This is a genomic window from Xanthomonas cucurbitae (assembly GCF_002939885.1).
Classification (GTDB): Bacteria; Pseudomonadota; Gammaproteobacteria; order Xanthomonadales; family Xanthomonadaceae; genus Xanthomonas; species Xanthomonas cucurbitae.
In genome coordinates this window covers 67,329-86,107 of record NZ_MDED01000009.1, presented here as the reverse complement: position 1 = coordinate 86,107, position 18,779 = coordinate 67,329, and the positions used below count along the sequence as shown (strand labels likewise).

The 18,779-nt window shown below is 66.1% G+C and carries 21 protein-coding genes and 1 pseudogene; 7 read left to right on the top strand and 15 right to left on the bottom strand.

Annotated elements, in window-relative coordinates:
• Window positions 1–45 precede the first annotated feature (45 nt).
• The 5 genes from XcuCFBP2542_RS07010 to XcuCFBP2542_RS06990 form a co-directional block, all read right to left on the bottom strand.
• Window positions 46–573: a F0F1 ATP synthase subunit delta gene (locus XcuCFBP2542_RS07010; RefSeq protein WP_104602881.1), complete on the bottom strand. Its 528-nt coding sequence runs from the start codon at window positions 571–573 to the stop codon at window positions 46–48.
• A gap of 3 nt (window positions 574–576) precedes the next feature.
• Window positions 577–1,047 carry a F0F1 ATP synthase subunit B gene (locus XcuCFBP2542_RS07005; protein ID WP_003483999.1) on the bottom strand — a complete coding sequence of 157 codons (471 nt, stop codon included), beginning with the start codon at window positions 1,045–1,047 and terminating at the stop codon, window positions 577–579.
• Between the two features lie 113 nt (window positions 1,048–1,160).
• Window positions 1,161–1,463, bottom strand: coding sequence for a F0F1 ATP synthase subunit C (gene atpE, locus XcuCFBP2542_RS07000; protein WP_002814105.1), 303 nt, complete (start codon window positions 1,461–1,463; stop codon window positions 1,161–1,163).
• Between the two features lie 72 nt (window positions 1,464–1,535).
• Window positions 1,536–2,336, bottom strand: coding sequence for a F0F1 ATP synthase subunit A (gene atpB, locus XcuCFBP2542_RS06995; protein ID WP_104602880.1), 801 nt, complete (start codon window positions 2,334–2,336; stop codon window positions 1,536–1,538).
• A 25-nt stretch (window positions 2,337–2,361) separates the two neighbouring features.
• On the bottom strand, window positions 2,362–2,727 hold the full coding sequence (locus tag XcuCFBP2542_RS06990; protein WP_104602879.1) for a hypothetical protein: 366 nt from the start codon (window positions 2,725–2,727) through the stop codon (window positions 2,362–2,364).
• Window positions 2,728–3,359: 632 nt separating this feature from the next.
• On the opposite strand from XcuCFBP2542_RS06990, the gene XcuCFBP2542_RS06985 reads away from it, so the two are divergent.
• Entirely contained in the window at window positions 3,360–4,172 is an 813-nt protein-coding gene (locus XcuCFBP2542_RS06985) for a hypothetical protein (RefSeq protein WP_167526959.1), read from the top strand.
• 182 nt (window positions 4,173–4,354) lie between these two features.
• Here XcuCFBP2542_RS06985 and lpdA read toward each other — a convergent pair whose 3' ends face one another.
• From lpdA to XcuCFBP2542_RS06960, 5 genes and pseudogenes are all read right to left on the bottom strand, one after another.
• The gene (gene lpdA, locus XcuCFBP2542_RS06980; RefSeq protein WP_104602878.1) at window positions 4,355–6,187 is read right to left on the bottom strand and encodes a dihydrolipoyl dehydrogenase; all 1,833 of its coding nucleotides are present in this window, start codon (window positions 6,185–6,187) and stop codon (window positions 4,355–4,357) included.
• 16 nt (window positions 6,188–6,203) lie between these two features.
• On the bottom strand, window positions 6,204–6,851 hold the full coding sequence (locus tag XcuCFBP2542_RS06975; protein WP_104602877.1) for a hypothetical protein: 648 nt from the start codon (window positions 6,849–6,851) through the stop codon (window positions 6,204–6,206).
• Window positions 6,848–8,611, bottom strand: a complete 1,764-nt coding sequence (locus tag XcuCFBP2542_RS06970; protein WP_104602876.1) for a dihydrolipoyllysine-residue acetyltransferase — start codon at window positions 8,609–8,611, stop codon at window positions 6,848–6,850. Before XcuCFBP2542_RS06970 ends, XcuCFBP2542_RS06975 begins: the two co-directional genes overlap by 4 nt.
• A gap of 128 nt (window positions 8,612–8,739) precedes the next feature.
• Window positions 8,740–9,051 (bottom strand): annotated as a pseudogene (locus XcuCFBP2542_RS06965) (DUF2884 family protein); the annotation flags it as partial.
• On the bottom strand, window positions 9,047–9,511 hold the full coding sequence (locus XcuCFBP2542_RS06960) for a DNA-deoxyinosine glycosylase (RefSeq protein ID WP_249027621.1): 465 nt from the start codon (window positions 9,509–9,511) through the stop codon (window positions 9,047–9,049). The gene XcuCFBP2542_RS06960 and the pseudogene XcuCFBP2542_RS06965, both read right to left, overlap by 5 nt.
• Between XcuCFBP2542_RS06960 and XcuCFBP2542_RS19980 the strand changes: the two genes are divergently transcribed.
• Entirely contained in the window at window positions 9,431–9,700 is a 270-nt protein-coding gene (locus XcuCFBP2542_RS19980; protein ID WP_249027622.1) for a hypothetical protein, read from the top strand. The two genes, XcuCFBP2542_RS06960 and XcuCFBP2542_RS19980, sit on opposite strands and share 81 nt — an antisense overlap.
• Window positions 9,701–9,750: 50 nt before the next feature.
• Window positions 9,751–10,422: an OmpW/AlkL family protein gene (locus XcuCFBP2542_RS06955; protein ID WP_104602873.1), complete on the top strand. Its 672-nt coding sequence runs from the start codon at window positions 9,751–9,753 to the stop codon at window positions 10,420–10,422.
• A 135-nt stretch (window positions 10,423–10,557) separates the two neighbouring features.
• Here XcuCFBP2542_RS06955 and XcuCFBP2542_RS06950 read toward each other — a convergent pair whose 3' ends face one another.
• From XcuCFBP2542_RS06950 to XcuCFBP2542_RS06930, 5 genes are all read right to left on the bottom strand, one after another.
• A complete protein-coding gene (locus XcuCFBP2542_RS06950; protein WP_104602872.1) occupies window positions 10,558–11,115 on the bottom strand; it encodes a CcdC protein domain-containing protein in 558 nt (185 codons plus the stop codon).
• Between the two features lie 220 nt (window positions 11,116–11,335).
• Entirely contained in the window at window positions 11,336–12,139 is an 804-nt protein-coding gene (locus XcuCFBP2542_RS06945) for a MetQ/NlpA family ABC transporter substrate-binding protein (protein ID WP_104602871.1), read from the bottom strand.
• Between the two features lie 203 nt (window positions 12,140–12,342).
• Window positions 12,343–13,038: a methionine ABC transporter permease gene (locus XcuCFBP2542_RS06940; protein WP_104602870.1), complete on the bottom strand. Its 696-nt coding sequence runs from the start codon at window positions 13,036–13,038 to the stop codon at window positions 12,343–12,345.
• The gene (locus XcuCFBP2542_RS06935) at window positions 13,035–14,042 is read right to left on the bottom strand and encodes a methionine ABC transporter ATP-binding protein (protein WP_104602869.1); all 1,008 of its coding nucleotides are present in this window, start codon (window positions 14,040–14,042) and stop codon (window positions 13,035–13,037) included. The genes XcuCFBP2542_RS06940 and XcuCFBP2542_RS06935 overlap by 4 nt, the downstream gene beginning before the upstream one ends.
• A gap of 125 nt (window positions 14,043–14,167) precedes the next feature.
• Window positions 14,168–15,064, bottom strand: a complete 897-nt coding sequence (locus XcuCFBP2542_RS06930; protein ID WP_104602868.1) for a DMT family transporter — start codon at window positions 15,062–15,064, stop codon at window positions 14,168–14,170.
• A 106-nt stretch (window positions 15,065–15,170) separates the two neighbouring features.
• Between XcuCFBP2542_RS06930 and XcuCFBP2542_RS06925 the strand changes: the two genes are divergently transcribed.
• From XcuCFBP2542_RS06925 to XcuCFBP2542_RS06910, 4 genes are all read left to right on the top strand, one after another.
• Window positions 15,171–15,656 carry a YajQ family cyclic di-GMP-binding protein gene (locus XcuCFBP2542_RS06925; RefSeq protein WP_104602867.1) on the top strand — a complete coding sequence of 162 codons (486 nt, stop codon included), beginning with the start codon at window positions 15,171–15,173 and terminating at the stop codon, window positions 15,654–15,656.
• Window positions 15,657–15,756: 100 nt separating this feature from the next.
• The gene (locus XcuCFBP2542_RS06920) at window positions 15,757–16,230 is read left to right on the top strand and encodes a hypothetical protein (protein ID WP_104602866.1); all 474 of its coding nucleotides are present in this window, start codon (window positions 15,757–15,759) and stop codon (window positions 16,228–16,230) included.
• On the top strand, window positions 16,223–17,956 hold the full coding sequence (locus tag XcuCFBP2542_RS06915; protein ID WP_104602865.1) for an ATP-binding response regulator: 1,734 nt from the start codon (window positions 16,223–16,225) through the stop codon (window positions 17,954–17,956). The genes XcuCFBP2542_RS06920 and XcuCFBP2542_RS06915 overlap by 8 nt, the downstream gene beginning before the upstream one ends.
• Window positions 17,940–18,749, top strand: coding sequence for an alpha/beta hydrolase (locus XcuCFBP2542_RS06910; protein ID WP_104602864.1), 810 nt, complete (start codon window positions 17,940–17,942; stop codon window positions 18,747–18,749). The genes XcuCFBP2542_RS06915 and XcuCFBP2542_RS06910 overlap by 17 nt, the downstream gene beginning before the upstream one ends.
• The last annotated feature ends 30 nt before the right edge of the window (window positions 18,750–18,779 follow it).

The following is an 18,779-nucleotide window of genomic DNA, read 5'->3' as shown; positions in this document are numbered from 1 at the left end:
TTCAGTCCTAGGTGCCGGCCGCAGGGGCCATGCGTTTATGTGAATTCAGTGGGCGAGCGAGCTTTGCAGACGTGCAAGCTTGCCCTTCAGCGAGCCGTCGATGACCACCTCGCCGGTGTCGATCACCGCGCCGCCGATCAGCGAAGCATCCACCCCCGTGGTGATGTCCACTTCGCGGCCGAAGCGCTTCTTCAGCGCAGCGGCGATCGTATCCAGCTCGGCCTGGCTCATTGCAGCGGCCGAGGTCACGGTGGCTTTGACAACATGTTCGGCATCGGCACGCAGTTGTTCGTACAAGCCTGCCACTTCCGGCAGCAGCGCCAGCCGCTGCGCTTCGGCCAGCACGCCGAGGAAACGCAGATAGTCATCGCCCGCCTGCGGCGGTGCCAGCAACGTCACTGCCTGTTCCTGGCCCAAGGCCGGGTTGAGCAGCAGCGCGGCCACGCGCGCATCGCCGGCCACCTGCGCCGAGAACGCCAGCGCAGCGGACCAGGGCGCGAAACTGCCGCCCTCACGCGCGATCGCAAACGCGGCACGGCCGTAGGGACGGGCAAGTGTGAGGGCCTGACTCATCGCTTAAATCTCCGCCGCCAGCTCGTCGAGCAGCGCCTTGTGGGCGTTGGCATCGATTTCGCGCTTGAGCAGCTTCTCGGCGCCGCTGACCGCCAGCACCGAGACCTGCTTGCGCAGTTCTTCGCGGGCACGGGTGGCAGATGCGTCGATTTCGGTCTGGGCCAGATCCTTTTGACGGTTGGCTTCGGCAATGGCCTCCAGCTTGGCCGCTTCGATGATCTGGTTGGCGCGCGCGTGGGCCTGATCGATGATCTCGTTGGCCTTGGTGCGTGCGTCCTTCAATGCTTCGTTGACCTTTTCCTGCGCCTGCGCCAGATCCTTCTGACTCCGATCGGCAGCCGCCAGACCTTCGGCGATCTTTTGCTGACGCTCTTCGATCGCCTGCAGCAGCGGCGGCCAGATCTTGGTCGCGACGATCCAGATCAGACCGGCGAAGGCCAGCGCCTGGGCAAAGATGGTAAGGGTGATATCCATGGGTCGCTCAATCGCTGTTTAGGGGTGAAAACGCCGCCGCAATGGCGACGCTTTCCGACCTTCATCCGCGAAGGCAACCACAACGGTTGCCTCCACATCCTGCTACCGCTGGATCAGCCGGCAGCCTGCGACAGACGCTCGATGAACACCTGGGCCAGCGGGTTGGCGAAGGCGAACAGCAAGCCGACGGCGACGCTGATGATGAACGCGGCGTCGATCAGGCCGGCGGTGATGAACATACGCACCTGCAGCACCGGGATCAGTTCCGGCTGGCGCGCGGCCGATTCCAGGAACTTGCCAGCCATGATGGCCAGACCGAGGCCGGCACCCAGCGCGGCCAGGCCGATCATGATGCCGACGGCGAGGACGGTGGAGCTCTGGACTTGAGCGAGGTTGGTCAGGACGGCGAGGTACATGGTGATCTCCGAACGAAAGTTTCTAAGGGTGATGGATGAAGCGGAATGAAGCAGATGCAGGGTGACGCAAACTCAGTGACTGTCTTCGGCCAGGCTCAGATACACGATCGACAGCATCATGAAAATGAAGGCCTGCAGCGGAATCACCAGCAGGTGGAACAGCATCCAGCCGAGGCCGAATACGCCGCCAGCGACCATGCCGGCGATGCCCGCACCGCCCAGCACCCAGATCAGCAGGAAGACGATCTCGCCGCCGAACATGTTGCCGAACAGTCGCATCGCCAGCGAAATCGGCTTGCTCAGCCACTCGACGATGTTCAGGAGCAGGTTGAACGGCATCATCCACTTGCCGAACGGCGCCGTCAGGAATTCCTTGGTCATGCCGCCCACGCCCTTGGAGCGCAGCGAGAAGGCGATCATCAGGAAGAACACGCTGATCGACATGCCCAAGGTGGCATTGACGTCGGCGGTGGGCACCGGCTTCCAGGCGTGGATGCCTGCCCAGCCCAACGGGATGGCAATGAAATCGGCCGGAATCATCTTGATGAGGTTCATCAACAGGATCCAGAAGAAGATCGTGATCGCGATCGGCGTCACCAGCTTGCTGCTGCCGTGGTAGGTGTCCTTGGCCTGACGATCCACGAACTCCAGGCAGATCTCCACGAACGCCTGCCACTTGCCCGGCACGCCGGCGGTGGCCTTGCGGGTGGCCAGCCAGAACGCGACCACCATGACCAGGCCCATCAACACGGCCATGACCAGGGTGTCGAGATGGATGGTCCAGAACGTACCGCCACCCTCGCGAACCGGGTAGACCAGGTTCTGCAGGTGGTGCTGGATATAGGAGGTAGGTGTCGCTGCCTCGCCCGCCATGTGTACGTAGCCTTTTTAGTTCGGATCAACGCCTGGCCAGAGCCAGAACCTGAAAAATCAGCCCGATGGCGATACCCGCCAACAGGGCCAGAGGAGGCAGCCGCCACAAGCCGAAGCCCAGCGCCAGCGCCACGAAAACCAACACCCACTTCACCACCATGGCCAGGATCAGCCGGACCATGGCAATGCCGGCCGCCTGGATACCGCCTCCAAGCGCGGTGCGTGCCGCCACCCAACCGCCCAGCACCGTCGCCAACCCGGTCAATGCCACCCCGGCAGCGTACCGGGGACCAACCAGCAGCAACCCCAGACTGGTTATAGCTACAGCAGCAAGCGGATATACCGCAGCGCGCAGCATCAACCGCCGACCCGCCTCAACGGAGTTCAGCACTACGGTTACCTTGCGTATGAATGGGTGGGAAGCGCAGCTGCGCCTCGTCGAGCCGCGAGAGTATAGCAATGGGACAAATTGCGAGACAACCGGCAGAGGTCACGCGCGCGACGCAGCACGACATGGCATGTCGCGCTGCGTCACCCCGCGACGGCGGATGGAACTTTGCCACACATCGGCGGTCACAGATGGCGAGGCCTGCACATCCTCGTCGAAAGGTCGCACCGCAGGCTGCGTCCGGGAGCCCCGGGAGACCCGGGCTCCTGCTTTTGCAGGCCGCTGCCACGCCTGTCACTCTCCCATCGACGGTCCAATCCCGGATCCTTTGCCTGCCGGCGCTGCCACGGGCGGCGAAGCTTGCGTGCGGCAGCTGGATCCCTGCGCAATTGGCACTACGTTCCGTACTACAGAGCATGCGTTACCGCACAGTTTGCGCCTGCCGCCAAATCGATCGCTGACACCGGCTACTGCGCGCGACGCCTGCGCCCCTTGCCGATCCGGACCGTTTTGTCCGATTGCTATGTCCGCCTTCACGGATATGCGACGCGTCCTTCACTTTTGAAAGACGCCGCGCTACCGATAGTGCGCGCCACTGGCCCAACGGCCTGACCATCCAAGCAATCGGAGCTCCCATGAAACACCTCCTCGCACTGGCGATCCCGTGCGTGCTGGCCGCCGCCTACGCCGCGCCTGCCCACGCCGAAGATACCGACGACCGCTTCCAGCTTCGCCTGGGTGCGATGAATATCGACAACGACAACACCCTGCGCGGCAATACGCTGCTGGCCGGGAACAATGTCTCGGTCAACGAAGATTTCGAACTGGGCGGCAAGGAGTGGGAGCCGCGCGTGGATGGCGTGTTCCGTATCAGCACCCGCCAGCGCCTGATCTTCGACTACTTCAAGTACGACAAGGATCGCCGCGAGACGCTGACGCAGGACCTCAGCGCCGCTGGCGTCAGCGTGCCGTCCGGTAGCTTCATCAAGGGTGAGCTGAAGTACCAGGTCGCCAGCCTGGTGTACGACTACTCGGTGATCGATTCGCCGGAATTCAGCCTGGGCCTGCAGCTCGGTGCGGAATACGCCAAGGTCGAGGCCAATGCCTATGCCGACCTGGGCAGCGTGTTCGAAGGCGAGGTGCTGAACGAAAGCGCCGATGGCGCCGCACCGGTGGTCGGCATCCGCTTCACCGCGCGCCCCAGCGAACACTGGCTGTTCAATGTGCAAGGCCAGTACCTCAACACCAGCTGGGGAAGCTTTCGCGACTACGATGGCGACCTGAGCCGAGCCAACGCCATCGCCGAGTACCGCTTCACCAAGAACTTCGGCCTGTTCGCCGGATATGACTGGTTCAAGCTCGATGTCGATCGCAGGGGCCGCGATGGCTTGATCGGCCTGAAGCAGGAATTCAAGGGCCCGGTGGCCGGCGTGACGCTCGCGTTCTGATCTGCTCCACCCTCGTACCCGAGAGGCCCGCGTTTTGCGGGCCTCTTGCGTTCTGGGCGCAGCCATAGGGAACGATGCCAAGCACTGCCCTGCCTGGCGCACCGGGTGAACCACTTCGCAGCATTCCAATACCACGACGCCCCGCACATGGCGGGGCGTCGTGGAAGACCAAGCGCGGGCGCTTATTTCTTCTTGGGGATGTACAGGTCGGTGATGGTGCCGTCGTAGACTTCGGCCGCCATGCCGACCGACTCGCTCAGGGTCGGATGGGCGTGGATGGTGTGGCCGATGTCTTCGGCTTCGGCGCCCATCTCGATGGCCAGGCCAATCTCGGCCAGCAGGTCGCCGGCATGCACGCCGACGATGGCGCCACCGATGATGCGGTGGGTGTCTTCGTCGAAGATCAGCTTGGTGAAGCCTTCGGTGCGGCCGATGCCAATCGCGCGGCCGCTGGCGGCCCACGGGAACTTGGCCACGCCGACCTTCAGGCCCTTGGCCTTGGCCTCGGTCTCGGTGACGCCCACCCAGGCGATTTCCGGGTTGGTGTACGCCACCGACGGAATCACCCGTGCCACCCACTCTTTTTTCTCGCCGGCAGCCACTTCGGCAGCCAGCTTGCCTTCGTGGGTGGCCTTGTGCGCCAGCATCGGGTTACCGACGATGTCGCCGATGGCGAAGATGTGCGGCACGTTGGTGCGCATCTGCCGGTCCACCGGAATGAAGCCACGCTCGGTGACCGTGACGCCGGCCTTGTCCGCGCCGATCTTCTTACCATTGGGCGAACGGCCCACCGCGACCAGCACGCGATCATAGGTGGTCGCATCCAACCCCGGCTTCTCGCCCTCGGCGGCCGCTTCGAAGCCAACGGTGATGCCCTTCTTGTCGGCCTTGACGTCGGTGGCCTTGGTCTTGAGATGGACCTCGACGCCCTGCTTCTTCAAGCGATCGGCCAGCGGCTTGACCAGGTCCTTGTCGGCGCCCGGCATCAGCTGGTCCATGAACTCGACCACGGTGACCTTGCTGCCCAGCGCGCTGTACACCGTGGCCATTTCCAGCCCGATGATGCCGCCGCCGACCACCAGCAGGGTCTTGGGGATGTCGTGCAATTCCAGCGCGTCGGTGGAGTCCATTACGCGCTTGTCGTCCCACGGGAAGTTGGGCAGCTTCACCGCCTGCGAGCCGGCCGCGATGATGCAGTGCTCGAAGCGCAGCAACTGCGTCTTGCCGTCGTCGCCGACGATCTCCAGCTCGTTGGGCGAAACGAACGTTGCCACGCCGGTGACGGTGCGCACCTTGCGCTGCTTGGCCATGCTGGCCAGCCCGCCGGTGAGCTTGCCGACCACCTTTTCCTTGTACTCGCGCAACTTGTCCAGGGTGATCCTGGGCTGGCCGAAGTCCACGCCGAAGTCGCCGGCATGGGCCACTTCATCGATCACCGCAGCGGCATGCAGCAGCGCCTTGGACGGGATGCAGCCCACGTTGAGGCAGACACCGCCCAGGCTGGCATAGCGCTCGATCAACACCGTTTCCAGGCCCAGGTCGGCGGCGCGGAAGGCGGCGGTGTAGCCGCCGGGGCCGGCGCCGAGCACCACCACCTTGCAGTCGATATCGGCGGTCTTGCCGCTGGCCAGCGCCGGCTTGGGCGCAGCCGGTTCGGCCGGGGCACGATGCGACGGTGTCACCGGCGGCTTGCTGCCGGGTGCGGCGGCCGCGGGAGCCGCAGCAGGCGCAGCGGCCTTGGTCTCGGCCTTCGCAGGCGCAGGCGCGGCGGCCTCGCCTTCGGTTTCCAGCAGCAGCACCACCGCCCCTTCGGACAGGGTGTCACCCATCTTGACCTTGAGTTCCTTGACCACGCCGGCCGCCGAGGACGGCACTTCCAGCGTGGCCTTGTCCGACTCCAGTGTCACCAGGCCCTGGTCCTTGGCCACGCTGTCGCCCACGGCGACCAGCACTTCGATGACAGGGACATCGCTGTAATCGCCGATGTCGGGAACCTTGATTTCAATGACCGCCATTTGCTTCTCCTGTAGCTCAACCGGCCGTGCCGGCAAGCGTCTGCTGGAGTTCATCCAGCGACGATTCGATTTGGGTCCAGCGCTTGTCGCGCTTGTTTTCCTTGCCTTCGCTGGCGTCGATCAGCAGCGCCGCCTGCTGCAGCAGCAACTCGCCAGCGCCGCAGCTCGGGCGGGCGCCGCTGTAGCGCACGCCGTCGACCTGGAACGACAGCACCTCGCCTTCGGTGACCGGTGCGGTGCGGCCAGTGGGGGCCAGTTGGGTCAGGGCGTTGGTCCAGTTGCTGACCAGGCGCTTGGCCAGGGCGGCCGGGATCGGGATCTCGACCGTTTCCGGGGTCTGTTCGGTGCGGAACTGCACGCTGCCGCGACCCGCCTCGCTGACCCAGCTGTAGACGCGCTCGTCGCTACGGCTATGCCGCAGGGTCCAGTCGGCACCGTCCTTGCCCGGCAGCAGCGAGACACCGCTCTCCACGCCGCGCACGGGCAGCGTCAACAACGCCAGCGAGGGTTTGCTGCCGCCATCGAACAGCGTGGTGACGGCGGTGCCGTAATTGCCCACTGCCGGCGGCCAGCCGCGCCCCAGGGTGCTGCTGCACTCGCGGGCGACCGCGCCGGTCCACGGCAGCACGCCGAGCACGGCGATGGTCAGCAGCGCGCGCCTCACAGCAGGACGCGACGCATGTCGGCCAGCACTTGGCTGAGGTAGGTGGTGAAGCGGGCCGCCAGTGCGCCGTCGATGACGCGGTGGTCATAGCTCAGCGACAACGGCAGCATCAACTTGGGCGCGAACTCCTTGCCGTTCCACACCGGCTGCATCGCCGACTTGGACACGCCCAGGATCGCCACTTCCGGCGCATTGATGATCGGGGTGAACGCGGTGCCGCCGATGCCGCCCAGCGAGCTGATCGAGAAACAGCCGCCGCTCATGTCGGCCGGGCCCAGCTTGCCGTCGCGCGCCTTCTTGGCCAGTTCGCCGCTTTCCCGGGCGATCTGCAGCACGCCCTTCTTGTCGACCTCGCGGATCACCGGCACCACCAGGCCATTCGGCGTATCGGCGGCGAAGCCAATATTGATGTACTTCTTCAGGGTGAGGTTTTCGCCGGCCGCATCGAGCGAGGCGTTGAACTCTGGGAACTGCTTCAACGCCGCGGCGCTGGTCTTGACCAGGAAGGCGAGCATGGTGAGCTTGATGCCGGCCTTCTCATTCTCCTTGTTCAGCGCCACGCGCAGCGCTTCCAGGTCGGTGATGTCGGCCGATTCGAACTGGGTGACGTGCGGAATCATCGCCCAGTTGCGCGCCAGGTTGGCGCCGGAAATCTTCTTGATGCGCGACAGCGGCTGGGTTTCAGTCTCGCCGAACTTGCTGAAGTCCACCTTCGGCCAGGCCAGCAGGTTCAGGCCATTGCCGCCACCGGCCGGCGCAGCACCGGCTGCAGCCGGCGCGCCGCCGCTGAGTGCGGCCTTCACAAAGCGCTGCACGTCTTCGCGGGTGATGCGGCCACCCTTTTCGCTGCCCTTGAGCTGATTCAGGTCCACGCCCAGCTCGCGCGCGAACACACGCACCACCGGGCTGGCGTAAGCCACCTTGGACGGCAGCACGCTGTCGGAATCGAAGGTCACCGGCGGGCTGCTCGGGCTGCCGGCCGACGGCTGGCCGCCCTGCGTCGCGGCGCCGGAGCGGCCGCCCTGCACCTGCGCGATCTCGCGCTGGGCCAGCTTGTCCGGCTCGGCCGACACGGCGACCGGCTCCACCTTGTCGGCGGTTTCGGCGGTCTCGGTGCTGGCCTTGGCCGGCGATTGCGCCGCGCCGGCACCGCCATCGCTGGCGGCGATGATCGCCACCACATTGCCCTGCGAGAGGGTGTCGCCGACCTTGACCTTGAGTTCCTTGACCACGCCGGCAGCCGAGGACGGCACTTCCATAGTGGCCTTGTCCGATTCCAGCGTGACCAGGCTCTGGTCCTTGGCGACGGTATCGCCCACAGCCACCAGCACTTCGATCACCGGGATGTCGGTGTAGTCGCCGATATCCGGCACACGCGCCTCGACCAGGCCACCATCGGCGGCGACGGGCTTGGCGGCGGCCGGTTCGGCCTTGGCAGCCGGCGCCGGTGCAGCAGCAGGCGCGGCTTTGGCCGGGGCGGCGGCAGGCGCCGGCTTGGCGGCAGTGTCGGCGCCGGCATCGGCCACTTCGATCAGTGCCACCAGGGCACCCTGCGACAGCGAATCGCCGACCTTGACCTTGAGTTCCTTGACCACGCCAGCCACCGACGAAGGCACTTCCATGGTGGCCTTGTCCGATTCCAGCGTGACCAGGCTCTGATCCTTGCTGACCGTATCGCCGACGGACACCAGCACCTCGATTACCGGGACGTCGCTGTAGTCACCGATATCGGGGACACGTGCTTCCTTGATTTCGGCCATACGGGGGAACTCCGGCAACAGATGGGGAAACCCCTATTGTGGCCGGCCACGGCCTACAGCGCCAACCATTGCCGATGAAAAGATCGCTTGCCCGGCGGAATGCAGTGTCTGCGCACGGCGTTGCAGGATCATTTCGGCGTGCGTGGATCCACCTGCAACCGCTGCAACGACGCGTCCGATGGCAAACGATACGCCAGCGCATTGTCCAGCGCATCGAGGACCTCGACCTGGTTGCACAGCTGCTGCGCGCGCGGCCGCAATGCGCGTGCCTGCGGCTCCACCAGGCGCTCGCTGCGCTGCTCCAGGCCATCGAGCGAGCGCAGCCGCGCGGCGTCTGCGGTCGGCGACAATTGCACTGCGCCGGCAACCACATCGCCGATCAGCTGCGGCATTCGCTCGGCAACCAGTTCACCGATGTCGTCATCGGTCGCGATGTCAGTCCTGCACGGCATCGCACAGCGGCTGCCACGCCGTACACAGGCGTGGCAAGGACCAGGCGGCATTGGCCGGGCTGGTGGACGGCAAGGCCAGCATCGGCACCGCGCGCGCGTTGGCCGACAACAGCGGTTGCACATGCCGACGCCAGGCCTGCGCCGCCGCCGCGCCATTGCAGGCCACCAGGCGTAGCTGCGGCAACGTGAGCAGCAACGCGGGCAACGGATTGACCACGATGCTGTCGGCGACGATGGCCGAATCCAGACTGCCGTGACGTTCGCAGCGGCCAATCACATCCCACAGGCCGACGCCGCGTGCGTTCAACGCCTGCAGGCGCGATAGGTAGCTTGCTGCCGCATCAATGCCCAATAAGGCATGCATCAAATGCCAGAACCGATTGCGTGGATGCGCGTAGTACCGGCCTGCGTCCAACGATGCGACGCCTGGCATCGAACCCAGCACCAGTACACGGCAATCATGCCGAATGTGCGCTGGCAGGCCGTCGCGGGCGTGGTTTTTCGTCACGACAATCGCATCTGCGTGAATATGTTTTTCAGCCTGCATCGTGCAACCACGGCCTTCTCGGAGAAATTTCTGAACAAACGGAATTTTAGCGAGCCGCAGGTGGGCGTGGATTCAGATTTTCAGGAATAGTTTTGGCGCGGCCCACTCCACGGGCCCAACAACAAGACGAGGAGACCCTCATGCGTTCCATTTCCATCCTGAGCCTGGCTGCTGTATCTGCACTTGCGATTGCACCGTCCGCGTTCGCGCAGGACACCACCTATACCGGCGACACCTCCTCGACTTCCACCACTGCCGATAGCGCCTCCGGCAAGCATTGGGCTGTGGTCGGCGGCGTTGCCCTGCTGAACCCCAAGAACAATCCGGCTCCGGGCCTGGACGTGGACGGTGGCCCGGCGCCCACGCTGAGCGCCAGCTACTACATCAACGACAACTGGGCGATCGAACTGTGGGGCGCTGCCGACAAGTTCAATCACCGCGTCAACTCGGCCACCGCAGGCAAGATCGGCACCGTCGATCAGCAGCCGATCGCCATCAGCGGCCAGTACCACTTCGGCCAGGCCGACACTGTGTTCCGTCCGTTCGTGGGCGTGGGCTACTACGAGTCGAATTTCAGCAACGAGCGGATCGACGCCGCATCGCCCAACGGCCAGCATGTCGGCATCGACACCGCCAAGGGCGTGATCGGCACCGTGGGCGTGGACATGAACATCAACTCCACCTGGTTTGCACGCGCCGACGCCCGCTACATGCGTTCGCGCCCGGAACTGCGCGTCGGCGGCCAGGGTACCGGCAGCGAGCTGGAACTGGATCCGTGGACCGTCGGCTTCGGTATCGGCGCGCGCTTCTGATCCAGCGCACACGCGCATCGCCGAGTACAAGCAACGGGCCGCAAGGCCCGTTGCTTGTAACAGCCGTCGGCAAATAGCGAGAGGCGCACGTAGCCGGTGGGTAATCGGCGATCGGTGCGGTGGCACATGCGCGATTCAACGCCAGTAGACGCTGCCGCGCAGACGTGCAGTGCGCCAGCGCCACCAGAGCAGGCTGGCATAGGCCAGCGCATAGCCAAGCAGCACGCCCGCGGCGCCCAGCAGGCTGGCATGACTCATCCAGCCATCGACCGGCCACACCGCCCCCTGCCAGGTGCTGCGCCAGCCCTGTACCAGACCGGCAAGCAGCCGTCCCAGCAGCAGCGCCGCCAGGCCCAGCACCAGCCACAGGTTGGGGCGGTAGAACAGGCCTTGCGGCGTGCGCTCGAAGCGGGTCAAGCGCAAGGCCAGCACGCCCAGCAGCAGCCCGCAGGCCCAACCGAACGCGGCATGGCTGAGTGCACCGGGCCAGAACGCGGCGGCGATCAGCGCGAACACGCCGAACACCACGCTGGACAGACCGGCCGAGACCAGATTGACCATCAGCAACCAACCGCGCGCCTGACGGCGTGCGGTTCCCATCCGGAAACGCTGCAACAACGACAACGGGAACAGCACCGCGAACACGGCCAGGGCAACGATCACGGCCAGTGGAATGGCGAGCAGCAGGGGCATGACGCAATCGCCGGAAGGAAGGCAGGCAACGCTACTACGCCGGTGTCATCGTGAGGTGTTGGCGCTATCGCACACACCGCCCGCGCACGCCTGGCGAGCGCTGCGCAACCCGGAGCAGACAGCGGCCAGGGGGAGTTGCCGAACGCTGTTTCGCTGGACCTGGCGCACCGGCAGTGGCCCAAGCCCACGCCATTGCCGCCGCACGGCCCGATTGCCGCGCTCAGAACGCCGGCAGTACCGCGCCCTTGTACTTCTGTTGGATGAATGCCTTGACCTCCGGGCTGGTCAGCGCCTTGGCCAGCTTCTGCACGCGGACATCGTCCTTGTTGTCGGCACGCGCCACCAGAAAGTTCACGTACGGCGAGTCCTTGCTTTCGATCGCCAGCGCATCGCGGGTCGGATTGAGCCCGGCATCGAGCGCGTAGTTGGTATTGATCAGCGCCAGGTCCACCTGGTCCAGCACGCGCGGCAGCATTGCCGAATCGAGTTCGCGGAATTTCAGCTGCTTGGGGTTGTCGACGATATCGCGTTGGGTCGACAGCGCGTTGCTCGGGTCCTTGAGCTTGATGATGCCGGCCTTGTCGAGCAGGATCAGCGCGCGGCTGTTGTTGCTCGGATCGTTAGGAATGACCACATCGGCACCCGTGGGCAGGTCGGCCAGCGCCTTGAAACGGCGCGAGTACGCACCGAACGGCTCGATGTGCACGCCGACCACGGTCACCAGCTGGCTCTTGCGGTCGCGGTTGTACGCATCCAGGTAAGGCTCGGTCTGGAAGTAATTGACGTCGATCTGCTTCTGCACGACCTGGTCGTTGGGCTGCACGTAATCGTTGAACACGCGCACGTCCAGCTTCACGCCCTGCTTGGCCAGCAGCGGTTCGACCACTTCCAGAATCTCGGCATGCGGCACTGCGGTGGCGGCGACAGTCAGGGTGTCGCCACTGCCGCCGCCGGCGCTGCCGCCGCAGGATGCCAGCGCCAGCGTGGCGGCGGCCAGAAGGGAACGAAACGCAAGAGTGCTCATGTGGGGGTCCGTGGGGGGAAGGAGTGCGGCAAGCCGCTGACGTCAAAGCTAGCAGACCGCAGCCACGGCGATCCAGCGGCTCGGGGGCAAGCCATGACGCGCACCGCTGGCGCAGCCCGAACACGCACGCGGCACTTCCTGGAGGCGACGGCGGCGGCCAGCGCGCGGCTGCGCGGCCGAATGCGCCTTGCGCCACAACCGGCTCAGCGCCGGCTGTAGTGCGCCACCAGCCGGTCGCCCAGCATCTGCAGCAGTTGCACCAGCACCAGTAGCGCGATCACGGTGATCAAGGCGACATCGGCGTGCGAGCGCATATAGCCCTCGCGGTAGGCCACATCGCCCAGCCCGCCGGAGCCGATCGCCCCGCCCATGGCCGTGAAGCCGATCAGCGCGATGGTGGTCACGGTGGCGCCGGCGATCAGGCCCGGCCGCGCTTCGGGCAGCAGCACCCGCAGCACCAACTGGCCAGTGGTGGCGCCCATCGCCTGGCTGGCTTCGATGATGCCGCGATCGACCTCGCGCAACGCGGTTTCCACCAGCCGCGCATAGAACGGTGCGGCGCCCACCACCAGCGGCAGGATCGCGCCACGCACGCCGAGCGAGGTGCCCATCAGCATCAGCGTCAGTGGAATCATCGCGATCATCAGGATGATGAAGGGCACCGAGCGCAGCAGATTGATCGCCAGCGCCAGCGCGCCGTACAGCAGCGGGCGCCGGCGCAGCTGCGGAGCGCCGCACAGGAACAGCGCCACGCCCAGCGGCAGGCCGATCAGCAAGGTCAGCGGCAGCGCGCCGGCCAGCATCAGCAAGGTGTCCAGGGTGGCCTGGCCGATGTCGCCCCACTTGGCGGCATCGAGGTTGCGGAAGAAACCGCCGGCGGCGGCAAGTATCGACGTCATGCGCGCAGATCCTCTACCTGCACGCCGGCCGCCACGAAGCCGGCCAGCGCCGCGTTCTGGTCGCCACCGGTCAAGGCGACTATGAGCTGGCCGTACGGGGTGTCCTTGATGCGGTCCACGCGCCCGGACAGGATGTTGTAGTCCACCCCGGTCTCGCGGGCGATGCGGCCCAGCACCGGCTCGTAGGTGCCATTGCCCAGGAAGGTCAGCCGCACGATACGCCCGCCGACGGCGGCGAAATCGCGATGCAGTTCGGATTCGTCCACATGTTCGGCTTCGGACACGAAGCGCCGGGTGGTGGCGTGCTTGGGGTGCAGGAAGACCTCGGTGACCGGGCCGGTTTCCACCAGCTTGCCGGCATCCAGCACGGCCACGCGGTCGCAGACGCGGCGGATCACGTCCATTTCGTGGGTAATCAGCACGATGGTCAGGCCCAGCTCGCGGTTGATCTGCGCCAGCAGCTGCAGCACCGAGGCGGTGGTCTGCGGGTCCAGCGCGCTGGTGGCCTCGTCGCACAACAGGATCTGCGGCCGGGTGGCCAGCGCGCGCGCGATGCCCACGCGCTGCTTCTGCCCACCGGACAGTTGCGCCGGATACTTGTTGGCCTGATCCTGCAGCCCGACCCGGGCCAGCAGTTCGGCCACCCGCGCATCGATCTGCGCACGCGCGGTGCCGGCCAGCTCCAACGGGAAGGCCACGTTGCCGGCCACGGTGCGCGAAGACAGCAGGTTGAAATGCTGGAAGATCATGCCAATGCGCCGGCGCAGCGCGCGCAGGCCCTGGCTGTCCAACGCGGTGACGTCGTCCTCTCCGATCAGCAGGCGCCCGCCGCTGGGCTCTTCGAGCCGATTGATGAGCCGGATCAGCGTGGACTTGCCGGCACCGGAATGGCCGATGATGCCGAACACCTCCCCGGCACCGATCCGCAGATCGAGCGGGTGCAGCGCCACGATCTGACGACCGTCAACGGAGTAGGACTTGTGCAGGCGCTGAAACTGGATCACCGCGCGTGGCCGGTTGGGGGGTCGTGAAGCCTACCAGTCAATGTTCGCTGCCGGGAGTCGGGATTGGGGATTGGGGATTCGCAAAGGCAGCCTGCTTTGACGAATCCCCAATGCCGAATCTCGAATCACGGCCGTTCAAGCGGCAACGGCCTGTCCGCCTTGCGGATGCGCTCCCGGCGCAGCAAATACAGCCCGCTGGCGACGATGATGCCGGCGCCGGTCCAGGTCCAGCCATCGGGCAGGGTCTGCCACAGCAGCCAGTCCCAGCCGATCACCCAGACCAGGCCGCTGTACTCCAGCGGGGCGATCATCGAGGCCTCGCCGCGCAGGAAGGCCTGGGTCAGCGCGATCTGGCCCAGCGCACCCGCCAGGCCCATGCCGGCGATCAGCCAGCCGTGGCTGCCCTGCAGCGGCACCCATCCGGGAATGGCCAGCAAGCCGGCACCGATCGCCATGAACAGCAGAAACCACACCACCATCGCCTGCGGGGTGTCGGTGCGGGTCAACAGGCTCACCGTGATCGCGGCTATCGCGTAGGCCGTGGCTGCCAGCAACACCATCAGGCCGGGCAGCGAGATCAGCCCGTCCACGCCCGGGCGCAGCACCACGATCACACCGACCAGGCCGATGCCAATCGCGGTCCAGCGGCGCGGCCCGACCTGCTCGCCCAGCAGCGGCACCGACAAGGCCGCCACCAGCAAGGGCGCCACGAAATACAGCGTGTAGGCGGTGGACAGCGGCATCCGCTTCAGCCCATAGACGAAGCAGCCGATCATCACCATGCCCAGCATCCCGCGTAGCAGATGCAACCCCCAGCGCACCGGCACGATGGAGCGCGGCCCGGCGGTGGCCAGCACCCACACCAGCACGAACGGCAACGAGGCGGCGCCACGCAGCAGGGTCACCTGCAGCGGTGGATAATGCGCCGACAGCAGCTTCATGCCCGCGTCCATCAGCGAGAAGCAGGCCACGGCGGCCACCATCCAGGCGATGGCGGGGAGCGGAGAATGGGTGGTGGGCATAAGACCATTATCGCCGCCGCAAAGCGAACGCCGCCAATGCGTGGATGCAAGCAGCCTGGCCCGATGGCCTAGAATGGCCGCCATCCCCAGATAACAGGAGCCTTGCATGCCTTCCTTCGACGTCGTGTCCGAAGTCGACAAGCACGAATTGACCAATGCGGTGGACCAGGCCAATCGTGAACTGGACACGCGTTTCGACTTCAAGGGCGTCGAGGCCAGGTTCGCGCTGGAAGACGGCAAGACGATCAACCAGTCCGCTCCCAGCGACTTCCAGCTCAAGCAGATGACCGACATCCTGCGCGCGCGGCTGCTGGCGCGTGGCGTCGACGTGCGCTGCCTGGAGTTCGGCGAGGTGGAAACCAACCTGGCCGGCGCGCGGCAGAAGGTCACCGTCAAGCAGGGCATCGAGCAGAAGCAGGCCAAGCAGCTGGTGGCCAAGCTCAAGGAGGCCAAGCTCAAGGTGGAAGCGCAGATCAACGGCGACAAGCTGCGCGTGACCGGCAAGAAGCGCGACGACCCGCAGGATGCGATCGCCTTGTTGAAGAAGGCCGATTTCGAGCTGCCGCTGCAGTTCGACAACTTCCGCGATTGAGTGCAATCCTGCGATGGCAGCGTGTGCGGTGATCGACCCGGTGGTGCCACGGCCAGCTGCGTGCATGCCGTGCACCGGGCTGCGGGTGTAGCGGCCCGCAATGCGCGCCCTGCTCGCCAGCCTGTTGCATCGTCTACGTCTGCACGCCGTGCGGCAGGCAGGCGCGCGTGCGCCGGGCACCACGGCAGCAACGCAGCAGGCGAACGCGCAGCCGCAGATTGCAACCGGATCGACGCTGCACTGCATGGCCGGCCTGGACCCGGGCGAGGCGGCCGCCTTCGCCGATGCTTTCGCGGCGGAGATCGACCGCGCCATCGCACAGTGCACGCTGGGCGATGCCACCACCAGCAAGGCGCAGGCGCTGGAACAGATCCACTCGCTGAAGAACACCCTCTCGCTGACCGGCTCACCGCAATTGCTCAAGGCCTGCGACCAACTGCGCGACGAGGTGGAGCACGACGCCTTGAGTGACGCGCTTGTGCCCCGCTTCACTGCGGTAGCCACTGCCGCCGGTCTACTGGTCAGGCAGTACCGGCTCAGCCTTCCTCTCGACGACGCGAAACCTCATGCCTAGTCCTTCCCACCGCGCAGCGCCTGGGTTGATCCCTGCGGCCAGGCAATTGCGCAGCGACCGGCTGGTGCGGCTGCTGGAGTCGTTCCTGGAGTACCGCGCTTGCGTCGGCCGCGTGGTCGTACAGACCGTGGTGATGCTGTGGTGTCTTGGCTGGCTGTACGGGCCGCAGCCGGTGCTGGTCAAGGATGCGCACGCGGTGTTCCCGACCGCGGTGACCTTGTGGATCATCGCCTTGGCCTGGATGGTACTGGTGCGGCGCAAGCGTGTGCCGCAGGGAGAATGGCTGGATGCGGCGGGCTTTGCGATGAGCCTGCTGTTCATCGGCCTTCAGACCTCGCTGGCCTTCATCCTGTTGATGTCGTTGAATGCGTTCCTGCCGTTCATCACCATCGCCGCAGTGGCGCGCTACGGGCAACGCGCCACCGTCCCGGTCCTGGTCAGTACCTTCGTGCTGATGCTGGTGACCGCACCGGCGGGCTACTGGCTGTCGCGGCCGGCGTATTTCGTCTACGCCGTGGCGCTGAGCCTGGTGTTGCCGCTGCTGGTGTCGCGCATCGTCATCGCCATGCAGGAAGTGACCTTGCAGGCGCTCGCTTCTCGCGATGCGCAGAGCCGCTTCATCAGCACGATGAACCACGAGCTGCGCACGCCGTTGAACGCCGTCATCAACTGCGCCCAGCTGATCGATACCGATACCCTGTCGGCCGAACAGCGCGACCTGATTCAGGCGGTGACGGTCAATGCCGCCGCCCTGCGCCACCGCGTCAACGAAGTCCTGGACGTGGCCGGCATCGACGGCGGGCACCTGCAACTGCAGAGCAAGCCATTGAACATGCTGGACGTGCTGACCACCGTCAAAGCGGTCTGCGCGAGCGCCGCCTCCACCAAGGGGGTATCGCTGAGCGTGCGCATGCAGGCGGCGCAGACGCCCTACCTGCTGGGCGACGAAGGCCGCATCGAACAGGTCATCACCAACCTGGTGGTCAATGCGATCAAGTTCACCCCGGCCGGCGGCGCAGTGGAGCTGTTGATCGAGGCAACCCTGGCCGACGAACGCTGGCTGGTCGAGGCGACCGTCACCGATACCGGCATCGGCGTGCCCGACGACAGGAAGGCCTACATCTTCACCCCGTTCACCCAGCTCAGCACCGGCTTCAGCCGTGCCGAGGGCGGTGTCGGGCTTGGCCTGTACATCGCCTTGTCGGTGTCCGATGCGATGGGCGGCAGTTTGACGGTGAACGACAACCCGGCCGGCGGCAGCATCTTCCGCTGGATCTTCGAGCTGCCGGCCGCTGCGGCCAACAGCAGCCGCACGCGCGATTTGCGCGATGCGCTGGCAGAGCACGCACGCACGGTACCGCCGCTGCACTGCCTGGTGTTCGAGGACATGGACACCAACCGCCTGGTGATCGGCAACCTGCTGACCCGCGCAGGGCACCGGGTGAGCTTTCATGCCGATGGCAGCGACGCGGTGGAGCGCATCGCCCGCGCCGCGCCAGACATCATCTTCCTCGACCTGCACATGCCCGGCACCTCCGGCTGGGATGCGCTGGGACAGGCAGGCGATGCGATCGGCACGTTGCCGCCGATCATCGTGCTGACCGCCGACACCCGCAGCGATTCGATGCGCAAGGCCGCGGCAATCGGTGCGGCAGGCTATCTGTCCAAGCCGATCAACGCGTACGAACTGCTCGCGCTGCTTGCCCAGCATGCCGGGAAACGCTAGCCCAGGGCTGAAACCAGGCAATGCGGCGCGCTGTCACTGGCGCACCGCAGCGCCGGTACGCAGCGACCTGGCGTTGCTGTACCTGCATGGGTTTTCCGCAAGCCCTGGCGAGGCCGGCGCGCTACCCGAACGGATGGCCGATGCGCTGGACGCCAATGGCTACGTGCACCGCTGGCCGGGTCATGGACAACACGCCGCCGATGCCATGGCCGGACTCACCCCGGCCGTGATGCAGGCCTCCGCGCTGCAGGCGCTGGCCCAGGCGCAGCGCATGGCGGAACGCGTGGCCATTGTCGGGTCGTCACTGGGTGGCACGCTGGCGCTGTGGCTGGCCGCACAGTGCCGCGCGCAGGTGGCGGCGGTGGTGGCATGGTCGCCCGGCATCCGGCCTGTCAATGCCGGCTTGCTGGATCGGCTGTGCGAGGCGCAGGCGCCGGTGACCGACCCCTACCCGCGCAACGAGGCCGTCCAGGCATTCTGGTCGGACACCCTGCACCCGGATGGCTTTCGCACGCTGCGTGGCCTGCTCGACCTGTTTGCAGCCTCTCCGCCGTGGCCGCAGGTGCGCTGCCCGGTCATGCTGGGCTATTACCGCGCGCCCAACGGCGACGAAGACCCGATCTCCTCGGTGCCGGCGATGCTGAGCATGTTCGACGCACTGGGCACGCCGCCAGCGCGCAAGCAGGCCATCGCCTTCGCCAGCGGCGCGCATGCCATCGGCTCGCCGCACAAATCCCCGATGGCCGAGCAAGTAGCGCACGCATCGGTGCAATTCCTGCGCACGCAGCTGTAAACCGACGCAGCGGGCACGGCCAACCACCGC

What these genes read in the sequence shown, in the direction of transcription:
- atpB (WP_104602880.1), bottom strand. Translation starts at nt 2,336, where the DNA reads ATGGCGGGCGAGGCAGCGACACCTACCTCCTATATCCAGCACCACCTG.
- XcuCFBP2542_RS06925 (WP_104602867.1), top strand. Translation starts at nt 15,171, where the DNA reads ATGCCTTCCTTCGACGTCGTGTCCGAAGTCGACAAGCACGAATTGACC.
- XcuCFBP2542_RS06915 (WP_104602865.1), top strand. Translation starts at nt 16,223, where the DNA reads ATGCCTAGTCCTTCCCACCGCGCAGCGCCTGGGTTGATCCCTGCGGCC.
- XcuCFBP2542_RS07010 (WP_104602881.1), bottom strand. Translation starts at nt 573, where the DNA reads ATGAGTCAGGCCCTCACACTTGCCCGTCCCTACGGCCGTGCCGCGTTT.
- XcuCFBP2542_RS06930 (WP_104602868.1), bottom strand. Translation starts at nt 15,064, where the DNA reads ATGCCCACCACCCATTCTCCGCTCCCCGCCATCGCCTGGATGGTGGCC.
- XcuCFBP2542_RS06950 (WP_104602872.1), bottom strand. Translation starts at nt 11,115, where the DNA reads ATGCCCCTGCTGCTCGCCATTCCACTGGCCGTGATCGTTGCCCTGGCC.
- XcuCFBP2542_RS06910 (WP_104602864.1), top strand. Translation starts at nt 17,940, where the DNA reads ATGCCGGGAAACGCTAGCCCAGGGCTGAAACCAGGCAATGCGGCGCGC.
- XcuCFBP2542_RS06985 (WP_167526959.1), top strand. Translation starts at nt 3,360, where the DNA reads ATGAAACACCTCCTCGCACTGGCGATCCCGTGCGTGCTGGCCGCCGCC.
- XcuCFBP2542_RS07005 (WP_003483999.1), bottom strand. Translation starts at nt 1,047, where the DNA reads ATGGATATCACCCTTACCATCTTTGCCCAGGCGCTGGCCTTCGCCGGT.
- XcuCFBP2542_RS06945 (WP_104602871.1), bottom strand. Translation starts at nt 12,139, where the DNA reads ATGAGCACTCTTGCGTTTCGTTCCCTTCTGGCCGCCGCCACGCTGGCG.
- atpE (WP_002814105.1), bottom strand. Translation starts at nt 1,463, where the DNA reads ATGTACCTCGCCGTCCTGACCAACCTCGCTCAAGTCCAGAGCTCCACC.
- XcuCFBP2542_RS06920 (WP_104602866.1), top strand. Translation starts at nt 15,757, where the DNA reads ATGCGCGCCCTGCTCGCCAGCCTGTTGCATCGTCTACGTCTGCACGCC.
- XcuCFBP2542_RS06940 (WP_104602870.1), bottom strand. Translation starts at nt 13,038, where the DNA reads ATGACGTCGATACTTGCCGCCGCCGGCGGTTTCTTCCGCAACCTCGAT.
- XcuCFBP2542_RS06970 (WP_104602876.1), bottom strand. Translation starts at nt 8,611, where the DNA reads ATGGCCGAAATCAAGGAAGCACGTGTCCCCGATATCGGTGACTACAGC.
- XcuCFBP2542_RS19980 (WP_249027622.1), top strand. Translation starts at nt 9,431, where the DNA reads ATGCCAGAACCGATTGCGTGGATGCGCGTAGTACCGGCCTGCGTCCAA.
- XcuCFBP2542_RS06955 (WP_104602873.1), top strand. Translation starts at nt 9,751, where the DNA reads ATGCGTTCCATTTCCATCCTGAGCCTGGCTGCTGTATCTGCACTTGCG.
- lpdA (WP_104602878.1), bottom strand. Translation starts at nt 6,187, where the DNA reads ATGGCGGTCATTGAAATCAAGGTTCCCGACATCGGCGATTACAGCGAT.